The sequence below is a fragment of the Serratia symbiotica genome, assembly GCF_000821185.2.
Lineage (GTDB): Bacteria > Pseudomonadota > Gammaproteobacteria > Enterobacterales > Enterobacteriaceae > Serratia > Serratia symbiotica.
Genome location: NZ_CP050855.1, coordinates 1,991,999 through 2,007,323, shown reverse-complemented (window position 1 = coordinate 2,007,323; position 15,325 = coordinate 1,991,999). Strand labels below are relative to the sequence as shown.

The window sequence follows — 15,325 nt, the reverse complement described above, 5'->3', positions numbered from 1 at the left end:
ATTGAGATCACCAAAACGCGCAGCCATGAGCTGCGCGTTTTGTCTGGTTTTCGCCGGGGACACCAGATTGGTGGCCTTACTTGTCACCGTCCGCCGTTAAGCAAAGGGTATGCCTCGGCCTGGTTCATTGCTGTGCCTTTAGCCAAGCAATTTCTTGCGCCCAGATGTCTGGATCCACTGTTTCTAGGATCAACGGAATGTTGTCGAAACGTGGATCACGCATGATGTAGCTGAACACCGTTTTGCCGATGTTGCCTGCACCCAGGCTATGGTGGCGGTCAACGTGGCTGTTGAACCCGCTTTTGGCGTCGTTCAAATGCATACCGCGCAGATAGTTGAAACCGACGATGTCGCCGAACTGTTGAAAGGTCTGTTCGCAGTTCTCTTCGGTACGCAGATCATAACCGGCGGCAAAAGCGTGGCAGGTGTCGATGCAAACACCAACCCGACTCTTGTCTTCAACGCCATTGATGATCGCCGCCAGATGTTCGAATTTGAACCCCAAATTGCTGCCTTGGCCGGCAGTGTTTTCGATCACCGCCGTTACGCTTTGGGTTTTATCCAGCACGATGTTAATTGATTCGGCGATGCGTGCCAGACATTTGTCTGCATCGATCTGTAGTAAGTGGCTGCCCGGATGGAAATTGAGCAGTGTCAACCCCAATTGTTGGCAGCGCTGCATTTCATCGAGAAAGGCGTCGCGCGATTTTTCCAGCGCTTCAGTCACCGGGTGACCCAAATTGATCAGATAGCTGTCGTGCGGCAGGATCTGCCCAGAACCGTAGCCGTACTGGGCGCAGGCGTTTTTGAACTGATCAATCACCTTGGTAGGCAGCGGAGCGGCCCGCCATTGACGTTGGTTTTTGGTGAACAGAGCAAATGCGGTCGCCTCTAATTCGTGCGCGCGGATAACCGCTTGATCCACCCCGCCTGACGCGCTGACATGTGCACCGACAAACTTCATTTTTATTCTCCTGTGCTATCGGTGCCATTATGGCATTGATAACAGCCTGATTGAATGGCCGTAAAGAGGGATTAATGCGGATGCTGTACCAGTTGGTTAATCGCAGCACCGCCGACCAGCAGCCAGATAAACAGCAGGGTAGCGAGCAAAATCGGTTTGATCCCAGCCTGATGTACTGCGCTGATGTGGGTGGTCAGCCCCAGCGCCGACATGGCCATCGCCAACACCCATGTGTCGATGGTAATCAGGTGCTGCACCAGTGCGACAGAGATCAACTGGCAGGAGTTCAGCCCAGCAACGGCGATAAACAGCACGGCAAACCATGGAATAGTGATGGCGGATCTGTCTGCCTGATTTGCATTACTGCCACGGCGGATATAGCCGGAAAGCAACAGCAGAAACGGCGCGAGCATCATCACGCGGATCATTTTGGTGATCACCGCCGCATTCTCGGCATCCGGCCCGATGGCGTGCCCGGTGGCTACCACCTGCGCCACTTCGTGAAGGGTTGAACCTATGTAGATGCCGAAGGTTTCCTGGGTGAAGGATAGCCACTGCATATGTGCATTCAATTGATACAGCCATGGGTAAGCGAAAATTGCCAGCGTGCCGAATACCACTACGGTAGACACTGCCACGGCCACTTTACTGGCCTCGGCTTTTAGCAGAGGCTCGGTAGCCAGCACTGCCGCAGCGCCGCAGATGCTGCTACCGGCCCCGATTAACATGGTGGTCTGGCTGTCAATACCGAATTTTTTGCCTAGCCAGCAGGCCAACAGAAAGGTGGTGGTCAGCATTAGCGCGTCAATACTGATGCCAGTAGCGCCGACATCGGCGATCTGCTGAAAGGTCAGCCGGAAGCCGTAAAGAATGATCCCTAACCGCAGCAGGTATTGCTTGACCAACTGGACTCCACTGTGGCAACTGGGTTGCAGCCAAGGATAGAGTGTGTTGCCGACCAGAATACCGAATAGGATCGCCAGCGTCAGCGCCCCCAGCCCCAATCCCGCCAACCAAGGAATACTGCTAGCCCAGATGGCCAACGCGGTCAGTGCGCTGATCAGCAGCAGGCCAGACAAGGGGGAACGCCGTTTTGACCAGGCATGTAGGGTCTCAGTCGCCATGGAAATCAGTCCTCTATCAAATTGTTTACTTACTAAAATACGTTTACGCTAAATAAAATAAAAATAGATTAAATATCTATAACCTATCTTAATAACTGGTATTGATGGCCTAATGGCCGATATTAAGATGTGGCACGCCGGCAAGCCGCCCTGCGAGTCTCTTTTTTGTGAGCTAGCTTCATTTTGGATGTAGTAAACGTGGTAATATTATAGAAGACAATCTTTGTGTTATTACAAATTTTTCAATAATTTCAGTGGCTTTACTAATCGGTCACGTTGCAACACCGAGACGGCTATGCATATCACCCTGCGTCAACTTGCAGTTTTCACTGAAGTGCTAAAAAGCGGTTCGACCACGCAGGCTTCAGTGGTGCTGTCTTTGTCACAATCGGCGGTCAGTGCGGCATTAGCGGATTTAGAAGGACAGTTGGGCGTAAAGGTGTTCGATCGCGTTGGCAAGCGGCTGGTGATTAACGAGCACGGCCGTCTGCTGTATCCTAAAGCGTTGGCGATGCTGGAGCAGGTGGGGGAAATTGAGCAGCTATTTTGCCATGGTGCTGCGGCGTTGCGTATCGCTGCCAGCAGCACCATCGGTAATTATATCCTGCCGGAGATGATTGGCCGTTACTGGAAGGGTTTCCTAGATAGCCAGTTAGAGCTGAATGTTAGCAATAGCCAGGATGTGATCGCCGCAGTAGCAGATTTGCGCGTTGATCTGGGGCTGATAGAGGGGCCTTACCACACGCGGGAACTGGTGACTCAGCCTTGGCTGGAGGATGAACTGGTGGTGTTCGCCGCGCCGGATGACCCGTTGACGCAACTGCCGCTAACACTGGAGGCGCTGGCTAATGCGCCTTGGATCTTACGCGAGCCTGGCTCAGGTACCCGCGAGGTGCTGGAGCAACTGCTGCTGGTACATATGCCACAATTCCAACTGGTCATGGAGCTTAGCAACTCGGAGGCAATTAAGCATGCGGTGCGTCATGGCATCGGCATCAGCTGCCTGTCTCGACGGGTGGTGGACGAACAGTTGATTAGTGGTGCATTGGTTGAGTTGAAGGTGCCATTGCCGCCGCTGATACGCACTTTGTACCTGATCCATCACCGACAGAAACACATCTCCAATGCCCTTGAGCGTTTTCTCAGCTATTGCACGCTGTAACCTTTTATTCTGTGTCGGCGTATTTAGCCTGTGCCAGGCCATTGTCCATGAGCGCCGCTAGTGGTCATTTGAACGCGCAGCAAGGCGCGGGGCGTGAGGTTTGGTGTGCTAAATTAGTGGTTCGTCAGGTAGGTACGCCTAGCCCTTCGGAGCGTGCCCCAAAAGCCCTTACCCCGTGTTGTCGGGCTTCGATATAGGGCCACCCTCCGCTTTGATTATGGGCTTTTGCGCCTGCGACGCTGGCACGTTCAATCACGGGACACAGCCTGGTAGGGCGGCTGCTAATAATCACTGCTGAGTTATGAAGCTATCTTATATCAGTGCTATGTTGCTAGTTCGTCAGTGGGTATTTGTTACAATCTGCCCTCATTTTTGACGAGCAGAAAGGGTAAGCATGGCCCAGCAGGATATAAAAACAATGGGGCATCAAGTTCCCAGATTACGTCGTGAGCTAAAAGCCCGGCATTTAACCATGATCGCCATTGGTGGTTCTATCGGCACCGGCCTGTTTGTTGCCTCAGGTGCTACCGTTTCTCAGGCTGGCCCTGGCGGGGCGCTGCTGTCCTATGCCTTGATCGGCTTGATGGTGTACTTCCTGATGACCAGCCTTGGCGAACTGGCGGCATTTATGCCGGTGTCAGGTTCATTCGCCACCTATGGTGCCAAATATGTTGAAGAAGGCTTTGGTTTTGCGCTGGGTTGGAACTACTGGTACAACTGGGCAGTCACCATTGCTGTTGATTTGGTGGCATCGCAGTTGGTGATGACCTATTGGTTTCCCGCTACTCCAGGTTGGATCTGGAGTGCGTTATTCCTCGGCCTAATGTTCCTGCTGAACTACATATCGGTCAAAGGTTTCGGCGAGGCAGAATACTGGTTCTCACTGATTAAAGTGACCACCGTTATCATCTTTATTGGCATCGGCATGCTAATGATCTTCGGCATTCTGAAAGGCGGCGAACATAGCGGCTGGCAGAACTGGACGCTAGGTGAGGCCCCCTTTGCTGGCGGTTTCTCGGCGATGATAGGTGTAGCGATGATCGTCGGCTTCTCGTTCCAGGGTACCGAGTTGATCGGCATCGCCGCTGGCGAATCGGAAAATCCAAGCAAAAATATCCCACGTGCGGTGCGCCAGGTGTTCTGGCGTATCCTGTTGTTCTACATCTTTGCCATTTTGATCATTAGCCTGATCATTCCTTATACCGATCCAAGCTTGTTGCGCAACGATGTGAAAGATATCAGTGTCAGTCCGTTTACCCTGGTATTCCAACATGCTGGTCTACTGTCGGCGGCAGCAGTGATGAATGCAGTGATCCTGACTGCGGTGCTGTCCGCCGGGAATTCTGGCATGTACGCCTCAACCCGCATGCTGTTTACCTTGGCGGTGGAAGGCAAGGCACCCCGCATCTTCTCTAAACTGTCTCAGGGTGGCGTGCCACGTAACGCGCTCTACGCTACCACGGTGGTGGCTGGTCTGTGTTTTCTAAGCTCGATGTTCGGTAATCAGTCGGTTTATCTGTGGCTGCTGAATACTTCGGGCATGACCGGCTTTATTGCCTGGCTGGGCATCGCCATCAGCCACTATCGGTTCCGTCGGGGCTATATGCTGCAAGGGCGTGATTTAAACGAGCTGCCTTATCGTTCCGGATTTTTCCCGCTTGGCCCGATTTTTGCCTTTGTGCTGTGTCTGATCATCACACTGGGACAAAATTACCAGGCGTTCCTGGAAGACAAGATCGACTGGTATGGTGTGACTGCAACCTATATTGGTATCCCCCTGTTCCTGATTATCTGGTTTGGCTACAAGCTGACGCACGGCACCCGTATCGTGAAATACCGTGAAATGACCTTTCCGAAAATGGACGTTAAATAGAAACGTGGCGCAAGACCGCCGCACTATAGCGGGGGTAGGTAGTAGTGCTAGTGTTTGAGACGTTAACGTAGTAGGTGGACTTCTCATTGCAGCCTTATCAATAAGACCTCATGCCGTAGGGCCTCAAAACCTGTCGAACGCAGGTGGCGCGGGTTTATGGCTGTTTCCACTGTGGATCATAAGTGGTTTTCCTGCGGTTTGTCATACCCTGACGGTTTCGTTGGCCACCTTTATCCATTAGCGGATTTTCCGCCCCATCACCAAAAGAATTTGTAGTAAGAAGAAAACATTTTGCGCTTGTCATCCGGGGGCATTTTGGTGCAAAATACATTCTGAATGCAGATAGCCGACGTTTTAACGCGTCGGTTATTTTTTTGCACTGCGTTTTACAAACTGTTCGTTTCATACACTAAGCGAGGCCGGACAAGTGTTCCGGATAGATAAATAGTTTTGCGCGCGACCAAACAACATTCTTAGTGGTCGTGACTCATGAGGATAAGAACGATGGGGCAATTATTCACTTTAGCATTGGTGCCCGCCAGTTTCCGCTGTGGGCGCAGCGATTATGGCGCAGTCAAGACTTCTTTGACGTGCTATCCGGCTTCTACCCCTTCTCTTTTTGAATTAAGTCGCTCGTTGCGAAGCTTCCCTGCAACCTTAAGTCTTAGCGTGTCTAATCCCCGTAAGGCAGAAGGTAAAGGGGGGCTGTGCAATGTCCAATAACCTCATTAATACCGCTCCAGCGCAACGCACTCAACTGCGTAAAGCCCTGACTTTAGTGCCGGTCGTGATGATGGGCTTGGCTTATCTGCAACCAATGACCATCTTTGACACCTTCGGCATCGTATCTGGCCTGACAGACGGACACGTTGCGACCGCATATGTTTTCGCGTTGCTGGCGATTTTGTTCACCGCCTTGAGCTATGGAAAACTGGTGAGAAAATTCCCTTCAGCCGGTTCCGCCTATACCTACGCACAGAAAACCATCAGCCCGCATGTCGGTTTTATGGTGGGATGGTCATCGTTGCTGGACTACCTGTTCATGCCGATGATCAACATTCTGCTGGCTAAAATTTATCTGGAAGCCATTTTTCCAGGTGCGCCATCGTGGATCTTCGTGGCTGCATTGGTCGGCTTGATGACCTTTTTCAACCTGCGTGGCATTAAGCTGGTGGCTAACTTGAACACCATCATTGTGGTGGTGCAGGTGGCGATCATGATTGTATTCCTCGGCCTGGTGATTAACGGCGTTTATCACGGCGAAGGTGCTGGTACTTTACTCAGTAGCCGTCCGTTTTGGTCGGAAAATGCTCATGTGGTGCCGATGATCACCGGTGCGACCATTCTGTGCTTTTCGTTCCTAGGTTTTGACGGCATCAGTTCGTTGTCGGAAGAAACCAAAGACGCGGAGAGAGTGATCCCGAAAGCTATTTTCCTGACAGCGTTAATTGGTGGTTTGATTTTCATCGTGGTGTCTTACTTTGTGCAGTTGTACTTCCCGGATATTTCGCGCTTTAAAGATCCTGATGCCTCGCAGCCTGAAATCATGCTGTATGTGGCGGGCAAATTCTTCCAATCGGTGATCCTGGTGATCTCCAGTGTGACCGTATTGGCTTCCGGCATGGCGGCGCACGCTGGCGTATCGCGTCTGATGTACGTCATGGGCCGTGACGGCGTGTTCCCAACCCGCTTCTTTGGCTATGTGCATCCGAAATGGCGTACCCCGGCGTTTAACGTGTTGTTGGTTGGTGTCATCGCACTGTCGGCGGTATCCTTTGATCTGGTCACCGCCACCGCACTGATTAACTTTGGTGCACTGGTGGCTTTTACCTTCGTCAACCTGTCGGTGATTGTGCAGTTCTACATCCGTGACAAGCTGAATCGCACGCTAAAGGATACCTTCAACTATCTGATCCTACCGGTGATGGGAGCGCTGACCGTGGGAACACTCTGGATTAATCTGGAAGCCAGCTCAATGACGCTGGGGTTGGTGTGGGCTGTGGTAGGGTTGATCTACCTGACCATTGTGACTCGCGGCTTCTGCCTGTCAGTACCGCAGGCAAACGAAGAGATTGCATAACGAACGCTGAAGGGTTCAGTGCAACATTGAACCCTTTACAACAATAAAAGCCGCGTTTGCGCTGGTTAACTCGCCAACTCGCGGCCATAGTCAAACAGTGCATGTAGCAGCGCGATTTTCTCTTTATCACTCGCGTACTGGTTATACAGTGCTTCCAGTTGCAGTAGGTATTTTTGCACCCGTTCCACGCTCAGCACTTCTTGGCGGTATTGTAGCCAGCGTTGTTGTTCGGCGTTGTTAAGCGTATTGGGGTAGTTGCGTGCGCGGAAGCGGAACAGCAGCTCTTTCATACGGCTATCGCTGAAGGCCAGATCCAGCGCTGGCAGATCCTGCGGCTTAGTTTGTTGAATTATCTTCATCGCCGCCTTGTCGGCATCACTGAAAAAGCCATCGTAAAGCCGAGCATCAACATCGTCGGAGCCCTTGTAAGGTTCGGCTTCAGCAAACAGCGCTACCACTTTTTCCCGCACTTGCGGATATTGGCGCAGCAGTTGCAGGTTTTGCCGGCAGGTTCGGCGATCAATGCCCAATCGTTCTGCGTTCTCCGGCAGCAGCGTTCTGGCCGGTGCCAGCACAGGGCACTTGTTAATGTGCACCAGCTTGAGCGGTATCGGCGGCTGGTCAACCGTCAGCGCGTCGCGGCGAGTATACAGCCGTTCGCGCAACTGATCGGCGTTTAGCGTTAGCAGTGGCGTCAGGTCACCAGCCAGATCGCACATGATCACCGCGTTCTTGTTGACTGGGTGCCAGGCCAGCGGCGCGACCCAACTGGTATTGCCACGCGCTGCGCCGAACATGCCGGAAACGTGCACCAAGGGTGTCACTTCAGCGATATCGATCAGGGTATTCAGCTTGTGTTTATTACGGTATTGCAGCAAAAAATCGAACAGGCGTGGCTGTGCTTGTTTCACCTGCTTGGCCATGGCGATGGTGGCGTAAACGTCCGACATGGCATCGTGAGCCTGAGTATGTTCGACACCATTGGCGCGGGTAAGATGTTCCAGGCGGAAGCTGGGGAACCCGTCTTCGTTTTCCGGCCAAACGATGCCGTCTGGGCGTAGTGCATAGCAAGCGCGCATCACGTCCAGCAAATCCCAGCGAGAGTTGCCGTTTTGCCAACTATAGGCATAAGGATCGTAGAAACTGCGGTAGAAAATATTGCGGCTGACTTCGTCATCGAAACGGATATTGTTGTATCCCAGAATGCAAGTACCGGGCATGCTGAAAGCCTGATGGATTTGCCGGGCGAACTCGGCCTCATTGACACCTTTGGCACGTGCCTGCTGTGGCGTGATGCCAGTGATCATTACCGCTTCAGGCTCTGGCAGGTAGTCATCGGCTGGGGCGCAGTAAATCACCAGTGGCTCTTCGATGATATTGAAATCCATATCGGTACGCACGCCGGCAAATTGCGCCGGGCGATCCATTGATGGGCTTTTGCCGAAGGTTTCGTAATCGTGGAAGTAAAAAGTATTCTGTCTACGGTTATCTATCACTGTTTATTATTGCCTGGGTTTGTGATCTAACATGCCCTTTTAAAAGGGCTTTTACGTATTTTTACTGCCTGTTCTGTCCATAATTGTAATCTACAGTATTTTCTTGTTTACCTTTGTCCATGTGCTATCGTGTACAGTTTTGGTACATAACATCAATTTTACTGCGTACAAAAAATTATTATGGCACTTAGCGATTTAAAACTGCGTTCACTACATGGTAAACCATATATGGGAAGTCCTGAGGTATCTGATGCGGATGGCCTAAGTGCCCGCATCTCTCCTAAGGGCGTGATCAACTTCCAGTTTCGATATAGATGGAATGGAAAGGCTCAGCGTTTAGGGATAGGTAGATACCCTGCGGTTACGCTGAAAGACGCTCGTTCAATAACTTCTGAGCTGCGAATTTGTAGTGGTCAACTAAAACTGGCCACCGCGTTAGAGTTTTTCCAGTATCGGTTTTCCGATTCGTTTGGTGGTAACCCACCGTTATATTCATGCGGCCTGAGCGCGCTGTAATACCCAACGATATAGTCCGTTATTGCGTGGGCTGCATCGCTGAAGTTTATGTAACCCGTCACCGGTACCCATTCGTTCTTCAGACTCCTGAAGAAGCGCTCCATTGGGCTATTATCCCAGCAGTTTCCACGCCGACTCATACTCTGTCTGATCCGATACCTCCACAGTGACTGCCGGAACTGTCTGCTTGTGTAATGGCTGCCCTGATCGCTGTGGAACATCACTCCGGCTGGTTTTCCCCGGGCCTCCCACGCCATCTCCAGCGCTTTGATGGTCAGCCTGCTGTCCGGTGAGAACGACATTGCCCAGCCCACCGGTTTTCTCGCGAACAGGTCGAGAACAACGGCGAGGTAGGCCCAGCGCCTGCCTGTCCAGATATAGGTCACATCGCCACACCACACCTGATTAGGCTCTGTCACTGCGAACTGCCGCTCAAGGTGATTCGGGATAGCGATGTGTTCAAGGCCACCGCATTTATACCGATGAGTGGGCTGTTGACAACTGACCAGCCCCAGCTCTTTCATGAGCCTGCCGGCGAGCCATCGTCCCATCCTGAAGCCCTTCATGGTTGCCATAGTTGCGATACTCCTTGCGCCAGCAGAGCCATGGCTGACGCTATGCAGTTCCAGTACCTGGCTGCGTAATACAGCTCGTCTGCCATCTGGTTTTTCAGGACGGTTTTTCCAGTATTTGTAGCTGCTGCGATGAACCCCGAACACGTGGCAGAGTGTGACCACCGGATAATGCGCTCTGAGTTTCCCGATTATCGAGAACTGTTCAGGGAGTCTGACATCAAGAGCGCGGTAGCCTTTTTTAATATTTCGTTTTCCATTTCAATACGTTGTATTTTTTTCCTCAGCTCACGTATTTCAATTTGTTCAGGAGTAATGGGAGAGGCTTTAGGTATTTTTCCCTGCCGCTCATCACGCAACTGCTTCACCCATCGCGTCATTGTGGAAAGGCCGACATCCATAGCACTGGCTGCATCTGCCACGGTGTAGTTCTGGTCAACGACCAGTTGAGCGGATTCGCGTTTGAACTCTGCACTGAAATTTCTTTTTTTCATTGAAGCACCTGTAATGTCCTGAGGTGAGCATATCACCTCTGTTCAGGTGGCCAAATTCAGTGTGCCACTACAATTCTTTATGATCGTGGAATAGAACCGCGCCAGTTTTTCGAGAATAGCAGCGCTACCAATAGTATGGTTACGGTAAAGGATTGCTTGGAATATTGGAAGAAAAATTACGTTGATGTGTCATTGCGCGAAAATTCGAGGGAACTTTATAAATCGACGGTCATAAAACGCCTAAGTGACGTTTTTGAAGGACGTCCAGTGGCTGATATTACGGTCAAGCAGTGGGTCGATTTGTTCACTCAAGAAGAAAGGAAGAACAGCAGGAGAGCTAGGCAACTTCTTGTTCAATTGCGATCTGCCATGGGTTGGTGCATTCGCCGACATTTTATCCCTGATTGCGCAGTGATGAGGGTTGAGCCTCGCGACGTGGGGAGCCGATCAGAAACCGGGGATAGAACTCTCACTTACTACGAACTTTCAGACATATGGGTTGCGATAGAGCGGAGTCGTGCCTCAACGTCAAATAAACTATTACACCAGATGCTAATGCTGTGGGGGGCGCGGCTGTCAGAACTGAGACTATCCGAGCGTCACGAGTTCGATATGAGAGAAATGGTCTGGACAGTACCAAAAGAGCATAGCAAAACTGGAAGGGAAATCAGACGCCCTATCTTTGCTCATATTGAACCTTTGTTGGAAAAGGCGATGCTAACTTATGATAAGGTTCTTTTTCCTGGAAATTTAATCACTGAGCCTTTAACGATCGCCGCCGCAAACAGGTACATAAAACGTATTCGAGAAGGGCTGGAGCTAGGATATTGGCGTGCACATGATTTTCGTAGATCTTTAGTGACACGCCTTTCAGAGGCAGGCGTAGCCCCACATATTACGGAAAGAATGCTGGGGCATGAATTGGGGGGGGTGATGGCGGTATACAATAAGCACGACTGGATAGAAGGGCAGAAAGAAGGATATGAGATACATGCTGAAAAGCTGTTCTGGCACGTTAAGAAAAAGCTTTCTGGTTGATGCCGCCATTTAGAATCCACTGATTAACAGCGCTTTCTAAATAAGCTTTAGGGTGAGTACGTACAGGCTTGGGGAAATAGTACTTTTTCTGGTAAGAGTACATTGTTTGTCGTGATGAAATACCAAGTTTCATCATGACTTCCTTTTCAGGTATCAGATTGATATCTTTCATACTACCTCGAAAAATAAAGTTAATTATTCTGTTATGTTTTACCCACGCAACTACCCCTACAGCCAGTAGCCATCCTGATAAGTTGCGTGTTGATTTAGGGGGAGGGGTTATTTGTAATGCGGGTGATAGCATCATCAACAATGTGAAACACCTTGTCTTGTTCTTCAGTGGTCAAATCTCGACCAAGACTGAATTCCATCGAATCGACCACGGAAAATGCATACCCTTCAATCGAGCTACGCATAGCCCCGGTAATGTCTGACATTAAAATTTTCATTACTTTTATCCTTCTAAATATGCATTTATAAAGACTTTTGCCGCGTCCGCGTTGAGGGCGTTGCCGTAGGGTTGCTTTCATCGTGGCGATTTGCGACCACATCCACAGCGGCCCTAAAACCAAACCAGTTACTCCATTCTGGTCGCTCGCCTGTAGCGGCTTCAAACATGTCAGACAGTGCATCCTCTGCGTGGTCACGTTCCTCAATCAATTTTATCTCGCTCGCTTCTAGCTCGGCGATACGTGATAGTAGTGTTGAGACGTACTCTTGCGGGTAAAGCGGGATTGTTGGATTATTGTCCATCGCTATTGCTCCAGTCGTTATCCCATACTGCATAGGCGTGGTCTTCGTCGACTTCTACAGCGCCAGTACTACCACATTGGGGGCAAGTGATTTTGTCTCCATCGTATAACCAGGGATCACTACCGTCCTCTGTCTCTACCTTGAGTATGTCGTTGTCACATAGTGGACATATGCCAACCCATGAAATATTCAGATTCTTCATTGGACTACCGCCATTTTTCCATATTTAACGGTTTCACCAGCATTCAGACCGGCATCAATCAAAAATGACAATGCAATAAAAATGTCATCTTTATTTTTGCAGTGGCACGAATTAACAAAGTTTTCGATGGTGCTTTGTGCCAATGCTTTTATTTCTTTCTCACTTAAATGTGGCTGGTTATGCTTCTTCATGATGTTACTTCCTTCCCCTATCACAATTCCAAAAGGACTTAACTTCTTCCTCGCTATTCCCCGTAAAAGTAATATTTCCCCTTATTAAATCGCAGTAGTGATTGAGCGTGTATGAATGTATTCCAGCGTTGCACCTATTCGGGCTAACATATGTCTCGCCGGATTTACAAAATGGGCAGGGATTTAATTCAATCATCTTGTTATCCTCATTTACCGAGCTTTTCGGTCAGTTCGGCCACACATTCCCGCGCCGCCTGCCTATAGTCGTCTGCGGCCTTGCCGGTATACTTGACGTCTACAGCCCGCTCAAAAGCATCAAGGGTGTCGAAAAAGCAGCCAGCAGCGATGCGGATCTCTTTGCCTGTCCACGCTGCAAAGACGGTGCGGCCTGAGCGTCCACACCCTTTGCGATATGCGATGTTGCTTATACGCTCTGGGTCGAGATAGAGCGACCGGCAGGTAAACTTTTCCGGTAGTGTGGTGATGGGGGTGTCGCGCAGGTCGAGCCAGCCACCGACGCTCAGATTGTCCGGCAGCACAGTGATACCGGTGCCGCCCAGGTAGAGGTCGCCGCCCACAGTTAGTCCTTCCGGTAGCGCGGTGATGCTGGTGTCGCTCAGGTCGAGCGAGCCACAGACGCTCAGATTGTCCGGCAGCGCGGTGATGCGGGTGCCGCTCAGGTCGAGCGAGTCACCGACGCTCAGATTGTCCGGCAGCGCGGTGATGCGGGTGCCGCTCAGGTCGAGTTCGCCGCCGACGCTCAGATTGTCCGGTAGTGTAGTGATACCGGTGTCGCTCAGGTTGAGCCAGCCGCCCACAGTCAGGCCATCCGGCAGTGCGGGGATGGGGGTGCCGCGCAGGTCGAGCGAGTCACCGACGCTCAGATTGTCCGGCAGCGCGGTGATGCGGGTGCCGCTCAGGTCGAGTTCGCCGCCGACGCTCAGATTGTCCGGTAGTGTAGTGATACCGGTGTCGCTCAGGTTGAGCCAGCCGCCCACAGTCAGGCCATCCGGCAGTGCGGGGATGGGGGTGCCGCGCAGGTCGAGCCAGCCACCGACGCTCAGATTGTCCGGCAGTGTAGTGATACCGGTGTCGCTCAGGTCGAGCCAGCCGCCCACAGTCAGGCCATCCGGCAGTGCGGGGATGGGGGTGCCGCGCAGGTCGAGGTAGCCGCCCACAGTGATATGCCCGTTGTCTGATACGGTATGCTGGATGCCTTTCTCAGTAAGGTGACTAATCAAATCAAACATTTTTATTATCCTTACTCGCCTTTAAGCTTGCGATACTCTATTTCTGTGTTTATACCAATAGGCCAAACGCCTTCTTTCTCCTCAATGAGAGAGCGAACAAGATGTGCGGCATGGATGATAAAGGGTCTGATTAGTCCCAAATCGTGGATGCGATCATCTGACTTCATCTTTTCTCCTGACATTGCCTTTGATATATGAGCGCTAACCAATCCCTCTAAAAGCTGACGAATTTCAATTTCGTCAAAGCCACCGGGATATTTTGCTTTTGATTCATCAGACATGTTTTTCTCCTCTACCATCCACCGCCGACACCGACTGCCAGAGCGGCGTTGTGTGATGAGTCCAATGACACATTGAGGCGGATAGTCGTGTTGGGTGAAGTTTTGTACTGGATACCCCCTGCGAGGGCATTAGCGGACTGGTAATTTCCTACCGCGACGCCGTAGGAAAAGCGGTTGCTGGCCACATAGGGGATCGAGGCTATCGCCGCTACACCCGCAATCCCGGCGTGCAGTCGCTTCTCCGCCCGCTCGATACGCGTGTTTAGCTGGCTGAACTTGTTGTCGGTGTAATACCTGGCTTCATTGGCCCGCGTATCGGTGTAGGTCTGCGATTGGCGCAGCGTGTCAGCGGTGTCGATATTCAGGGTATCAACCCGCCAGTTGGTATAGTCGTTTGCTGATTTCAGCGTCGCGGCGTCCCCGTCTCTCCGTGCCAGGGACTCGTTGGCAATGGCTTCATTGCGGGCCGTCTGCTCCACCTTTAACAGGGCATCGGTACGCGCATTGGTGGCTGTCTCACGCTCGTCCGTGTGTGACCTGGCAGCACGCAGCGTATCGGCATTCCCTGTATCGCTGTGAGCATTAGCCACGGCCAGCGTGTTGGCATTGGACACCTGCACCTGCCCCACATTGGCGGCATCGGTTTTTGACGTCCCTGCCTTGACGCCGCTAATAAAGCGCTCACCTACATTGACCTCATCAAACCTTGCGGTGAGGGAGCCGGTTCCCAGCGCAACCCCGCCGTTTGTAGCATATGCACCGTAGCCCAGCGCCACCCCGCCGTAGCCTGCGGTCGCACGGGTGCCGACTGCCACCGAGCCTTGCCCCTGTGGACCAGAACTCAGGGCGGCTGACTCAGCCCCAACGGCCACGCCGAAGCTGGCTTTTTCAGTCGTGGCCCCCTGGCCAACGGAGACCGCGTTATAGCCGCCTTTGGCACCATTCCCCACGGCGACACCCAGCGCCTTGCTGGCGTCACCGCCCACTACAACACTCTGTTCATCGGCGACCCCGCCCTCACCCAGGATGATGGCCCCGGCGTTCGCCTGGTTCTTGTCCCCGATGATAATCCGGGGATGATTTTCTGAGGTGTTGTACTGTTTGGTTTCGTTCTGCTGCCCAATCACCACAGAATTATCCTGTGGCACCGTGTTCTGGTTCCCGATAACGGTGCTTTTGCTGCTCGGCACGTTATTCGCCTCGCCGCCGTCAAGGTTAATAGAGCCGTCAGCGGAAAACGCGGAAGCTGTCATGACAGCACAGACAAATCCCGCTAAGATAGTTAGCGTTGTTTTCAAATTCATTGATATATTTCCTGTATGGATTTGG

The 15,325-nt window shown here is 51.8% G+C and carries 13 protein-coding genes and 3 pseudogenes; 5 read left to right on the top strand and 11 right to left on the bottom strand.

The features are described from left to right. Positions 1–124: 124 nt before the first annotated feature. Positions 125–964, bottom strand: coding sequence for a deoxyribonuclease IV (gene nfo, locus SYMBAF_RS10080; protein WP_040265393.1), 840 nt, complete (start codon positions 962–964; stop codon positions 125–127). Positions 965–1,035: 71 nt separating this feature from the next. Continuing rightward, the gene (locus tag SYMBAF_RS10075; RefSeq protein ID WP_040265395.1) at positions 1,036–2,088 is read right to left on the bottom strand and encodes a YeiH family putative sulfate export transporter; all 1,053 of its coding nucleotides are present in this window, start codon (positions 2,086–2,088) and stop codon (positions 1,036–1,038) included. A gap of 295 nt (positions 2,089–2,383) precedes the next feature. Here SYMBAF_RS10075 and yieE point away from each other — a divergent pair, with 295 nt between their 5' ends. From yieE to SYMBAF_RS10060, 3 genes are all read left to right on the top strand, one after another. Then, positions 2,384–3,250: a DNA-binding transcriptional regulator YeiE gene (gene yieE, locus SYMBAF_RS10070; RefSeq protein ID WP_040265396.1), complete on the top strand. Its 867-nt coding sequence runs from the start codon at positions 2,384–2,386 to the stop codon at positions 3,248–3,250. A 394-nt stretch (positions 3,251–3,644) separates the two neighbouring features. Continuing rightward, positions 3,645–5,123, top strand: a complete 1,479-nt coding sequence (locus SYMBAF_RS10065) for an amino acid permease (RefSeq protein ID WP_040265398.1) — start codon at positions 3,645–3,647, stop codon at positions 5,121–5,123. Positions 5,124–5,835: 712 nt separating this feature from the next. Next, entirely contained in the window at positions 5,836–7,203 is a 1,368-nt protein-coding gene (locus tag SYMBAF_RS10060; RefSeq protein WP_040265399.1) for an APC family permease, read from the top strand. Positions 7,204–7,268: 65 nt separating this feature from the next. On the opposite strand, the gene sbcB is transcribed toward SYMBAF_RS10060, so the two are convergent. Then, positions 7,269–8,699, bottom strand: a complete 1,431-nt coding sequence (gene sbcB / locus SYMBAF_RS10055) for an exodeoxyribonuclease I (protein WP_040265401.1) — start codon at positions 8,697–8,699, stop codon at positions 7,269–7,271. Positions 8,700–8,879: 180 nt separating this feature from the next. Here sbcB and SYMBAF_RS17755 point away from each other — a divergent pair. Further along, positions 8,880–9,101, top strand: a pseudogene (locus SYMBAF_RS17755) (Arm DNA-binding domain-containing protein); the annotation flags it as partial. A gap of 11 nt (positions 9,102–9,112) precedes the next feature. On the opposite strand, the gene SYMBAF_RS10045 reads toward SYMBAF_RS17755, so the two are convergent. Next, positions 9,113–10,281, bottom strand: a protein-coding gene (locus tag SYMBAF_RS10045) for an IS3 family transposase (protein ID WP_152609001.1) whose coding sequence is annotated in 2 segments (ribosomal slippage) — positions 9,113–10,032 and positions 10,032–10,281 — 1,170 coding nt in all. Because the reading frame shifts where the segments join, the coding sequence is not laid out codon by codon here. A gap of 51 nt (positions 10,282–10,332) precedes the next feature. Between SYMBAF_RS10045 and SYMBAF_RS10040 the strand changes: the two are divergent. After that, positions 10,333–11,319, top strand: a pseudogene (locus SYMBAF_RS10040) (tyrosine-type recombinase/integrase); the annotation flags it as partial. Here SYMBAF_RS10040 and SYMBAF_RS10035 read toward each other — a convergent pair. The 7 genes and pseudogenes from SYMBAF_RS10035 to SYMBAF_RS10005 form a co-directional block, all read right to left on the bottom strand. Next, positions 11,297–11,491, bottom strand: coding sequence for a helix-turn-helix transcriptional regulator (locus SYMBAF_RS10035; RefSeq protein WP_082026947.1), 195 nt, complete (start codon positions 11,489–11,491; stop codon positions 11,297–11,299). The pseudogene SYMBAF_RS10040 and the gene SYMBAF_RS10035 sit on opposite strands and share 23 nt — an antisense overlap. 94 nt (positions 11,492–11,585) lie before the next feature. Further along, entirely contained in the window at positions 11,586–11,768 is a 183-nt protein-coding gene (locus SYMBAF_RS10030; protein ID WP_040265403.1) for a hypothetical protein, read from the bottom strand. A gap of 85 nt (positions 11,769–11,853) precedes the next feature. Next, positions 11,854–12,012, bottom strand: a pseudogene (locus SYMBAF_RS10025) (ead/Ea22-like family protein); the annotation flags it as partial. A gap of 258 nt (positions 12,013–12,270) precedes the next feature. Further along, positions 12,271–12,465: a hypothetical protein gene (locus SYMBAF_RS10020; RefSeq protein ID WP_040264734.1), complete on the bottom strand. Its 195-nt coding sequence runs from the start codon at positions 12,463–12,465 to the stop codon at positions 12,271–12,273. A 206-nt stretch (positions 12,466–12,671) separates the two neighbouring features. Then, entirely contained in the window at positions 12,672–13,715 is a 1,044-nt protein-coding gene (locus SYMBAF_RS10015) for a leucine-rich repeat domain-containing protein (RefSeq protein WP_040265407.1), read from the bottom strand. 11 nt (positions 13,716–13,726) lie between these two features. Then, positions 13,727–13,996, bottom strand: a complete 270-nt coding sequence (locus tag SYMBAF_RS10010) for a hypothetical protein (RefSeq protein WP_040265465.1) — start codon at positions 13,994–13,996, stop codon at positions 13,727–13,729. Positions 13,997–14,007: 11 nt separating this feature from the next. Then, positions 14,008–15,300 (bottom strand): YadA-like family protein, encoded by a 1,293-nt coding sequence (locus SYMBAF_RS10005; protein WP_052447780.1) that lies wholly within the window; start codon positions 15,298–15,300, stop codon positions 14,008–14,010. Between the last annotated feature and the right edge of the window lie 25 nt (positions 15,301–15,325).

Coding starts and splice junctions, on each gene's coding strand:
- SYMBAF_RS10035 (WP_082026947.1), bottom strand. CDS start 11,491: ATGAAAGATATCAATCTGATACCTGAAAAGGAAGTCATGATGAAACTT.
- SYMBAF_RS10060 (WP_040265399.1), top strand. CDS start 5,836: ATGTCCAATAACCTCATTAATACCGCTCCAGCGCAACGCACTCAACTG.
- SYMBAF_RS10030 (WP_040265403.1), bottom strand. CDS start 11,768: ATGAAAATTTTAATGTCAGACATTACCGGGGCTATGCGTAGCTCGATT.
- SYMBAF_RS10065 (WP_040265398.1), top strand. CDS start 3,645: ATGGCCCAGCAGGATATAAAAACAATGGGGCATCAAGTTCCCAGATTA.
- nfo (WP_040265393.1), bottom strand. CDS start 964: ATGAAGTTTGTCGGTGCACATGTCAGCGCGTCAGGCGGGGTGGATCAA.
- SYMBAF_RS10075 (WP_040265395.1), bottom strand. CDS start 2,088: ATGGCGACTGAGACCCTACATGCCTGGTCAAAACGGCGTTCCCCCTTG.
- yieE (WP_040265396.1), top strand. CDS start 2,384: ATGCATATCACCCTGCGTCAACTTGCAGTTTTCACTGAAGTGCTAAAA.
- SYMBAF_RS10010 (WP_040265465.1), bottom strand. CDS start 13,996: ATGTCTGATGAATCAAAAGCAAAATATCCCGGTGGCTTTGACGAAATT.
- SYMBAF_RS10015 (WP_040265407.1), bottom strand. CDS start 13,715: ATGTTTGATTTGATTAGTCACCTTACTGAGAAAGGCATCCAGCATACC.
- SYMBAF_RS10020 (WP_040264734.1), bottom strand. CDS start 12,465: ATGAAGAAGCATAACCAGCCACATTTAAGTGAGAAAGAAATAAAAGCA.
- SYMBAF_RS10005 (WP_052447780.1), bottom strand. CDS start 15,300: ATGAATTTGAAAACAACGCTAACTATCTTAGCGGGATTTGTCTGTGCT.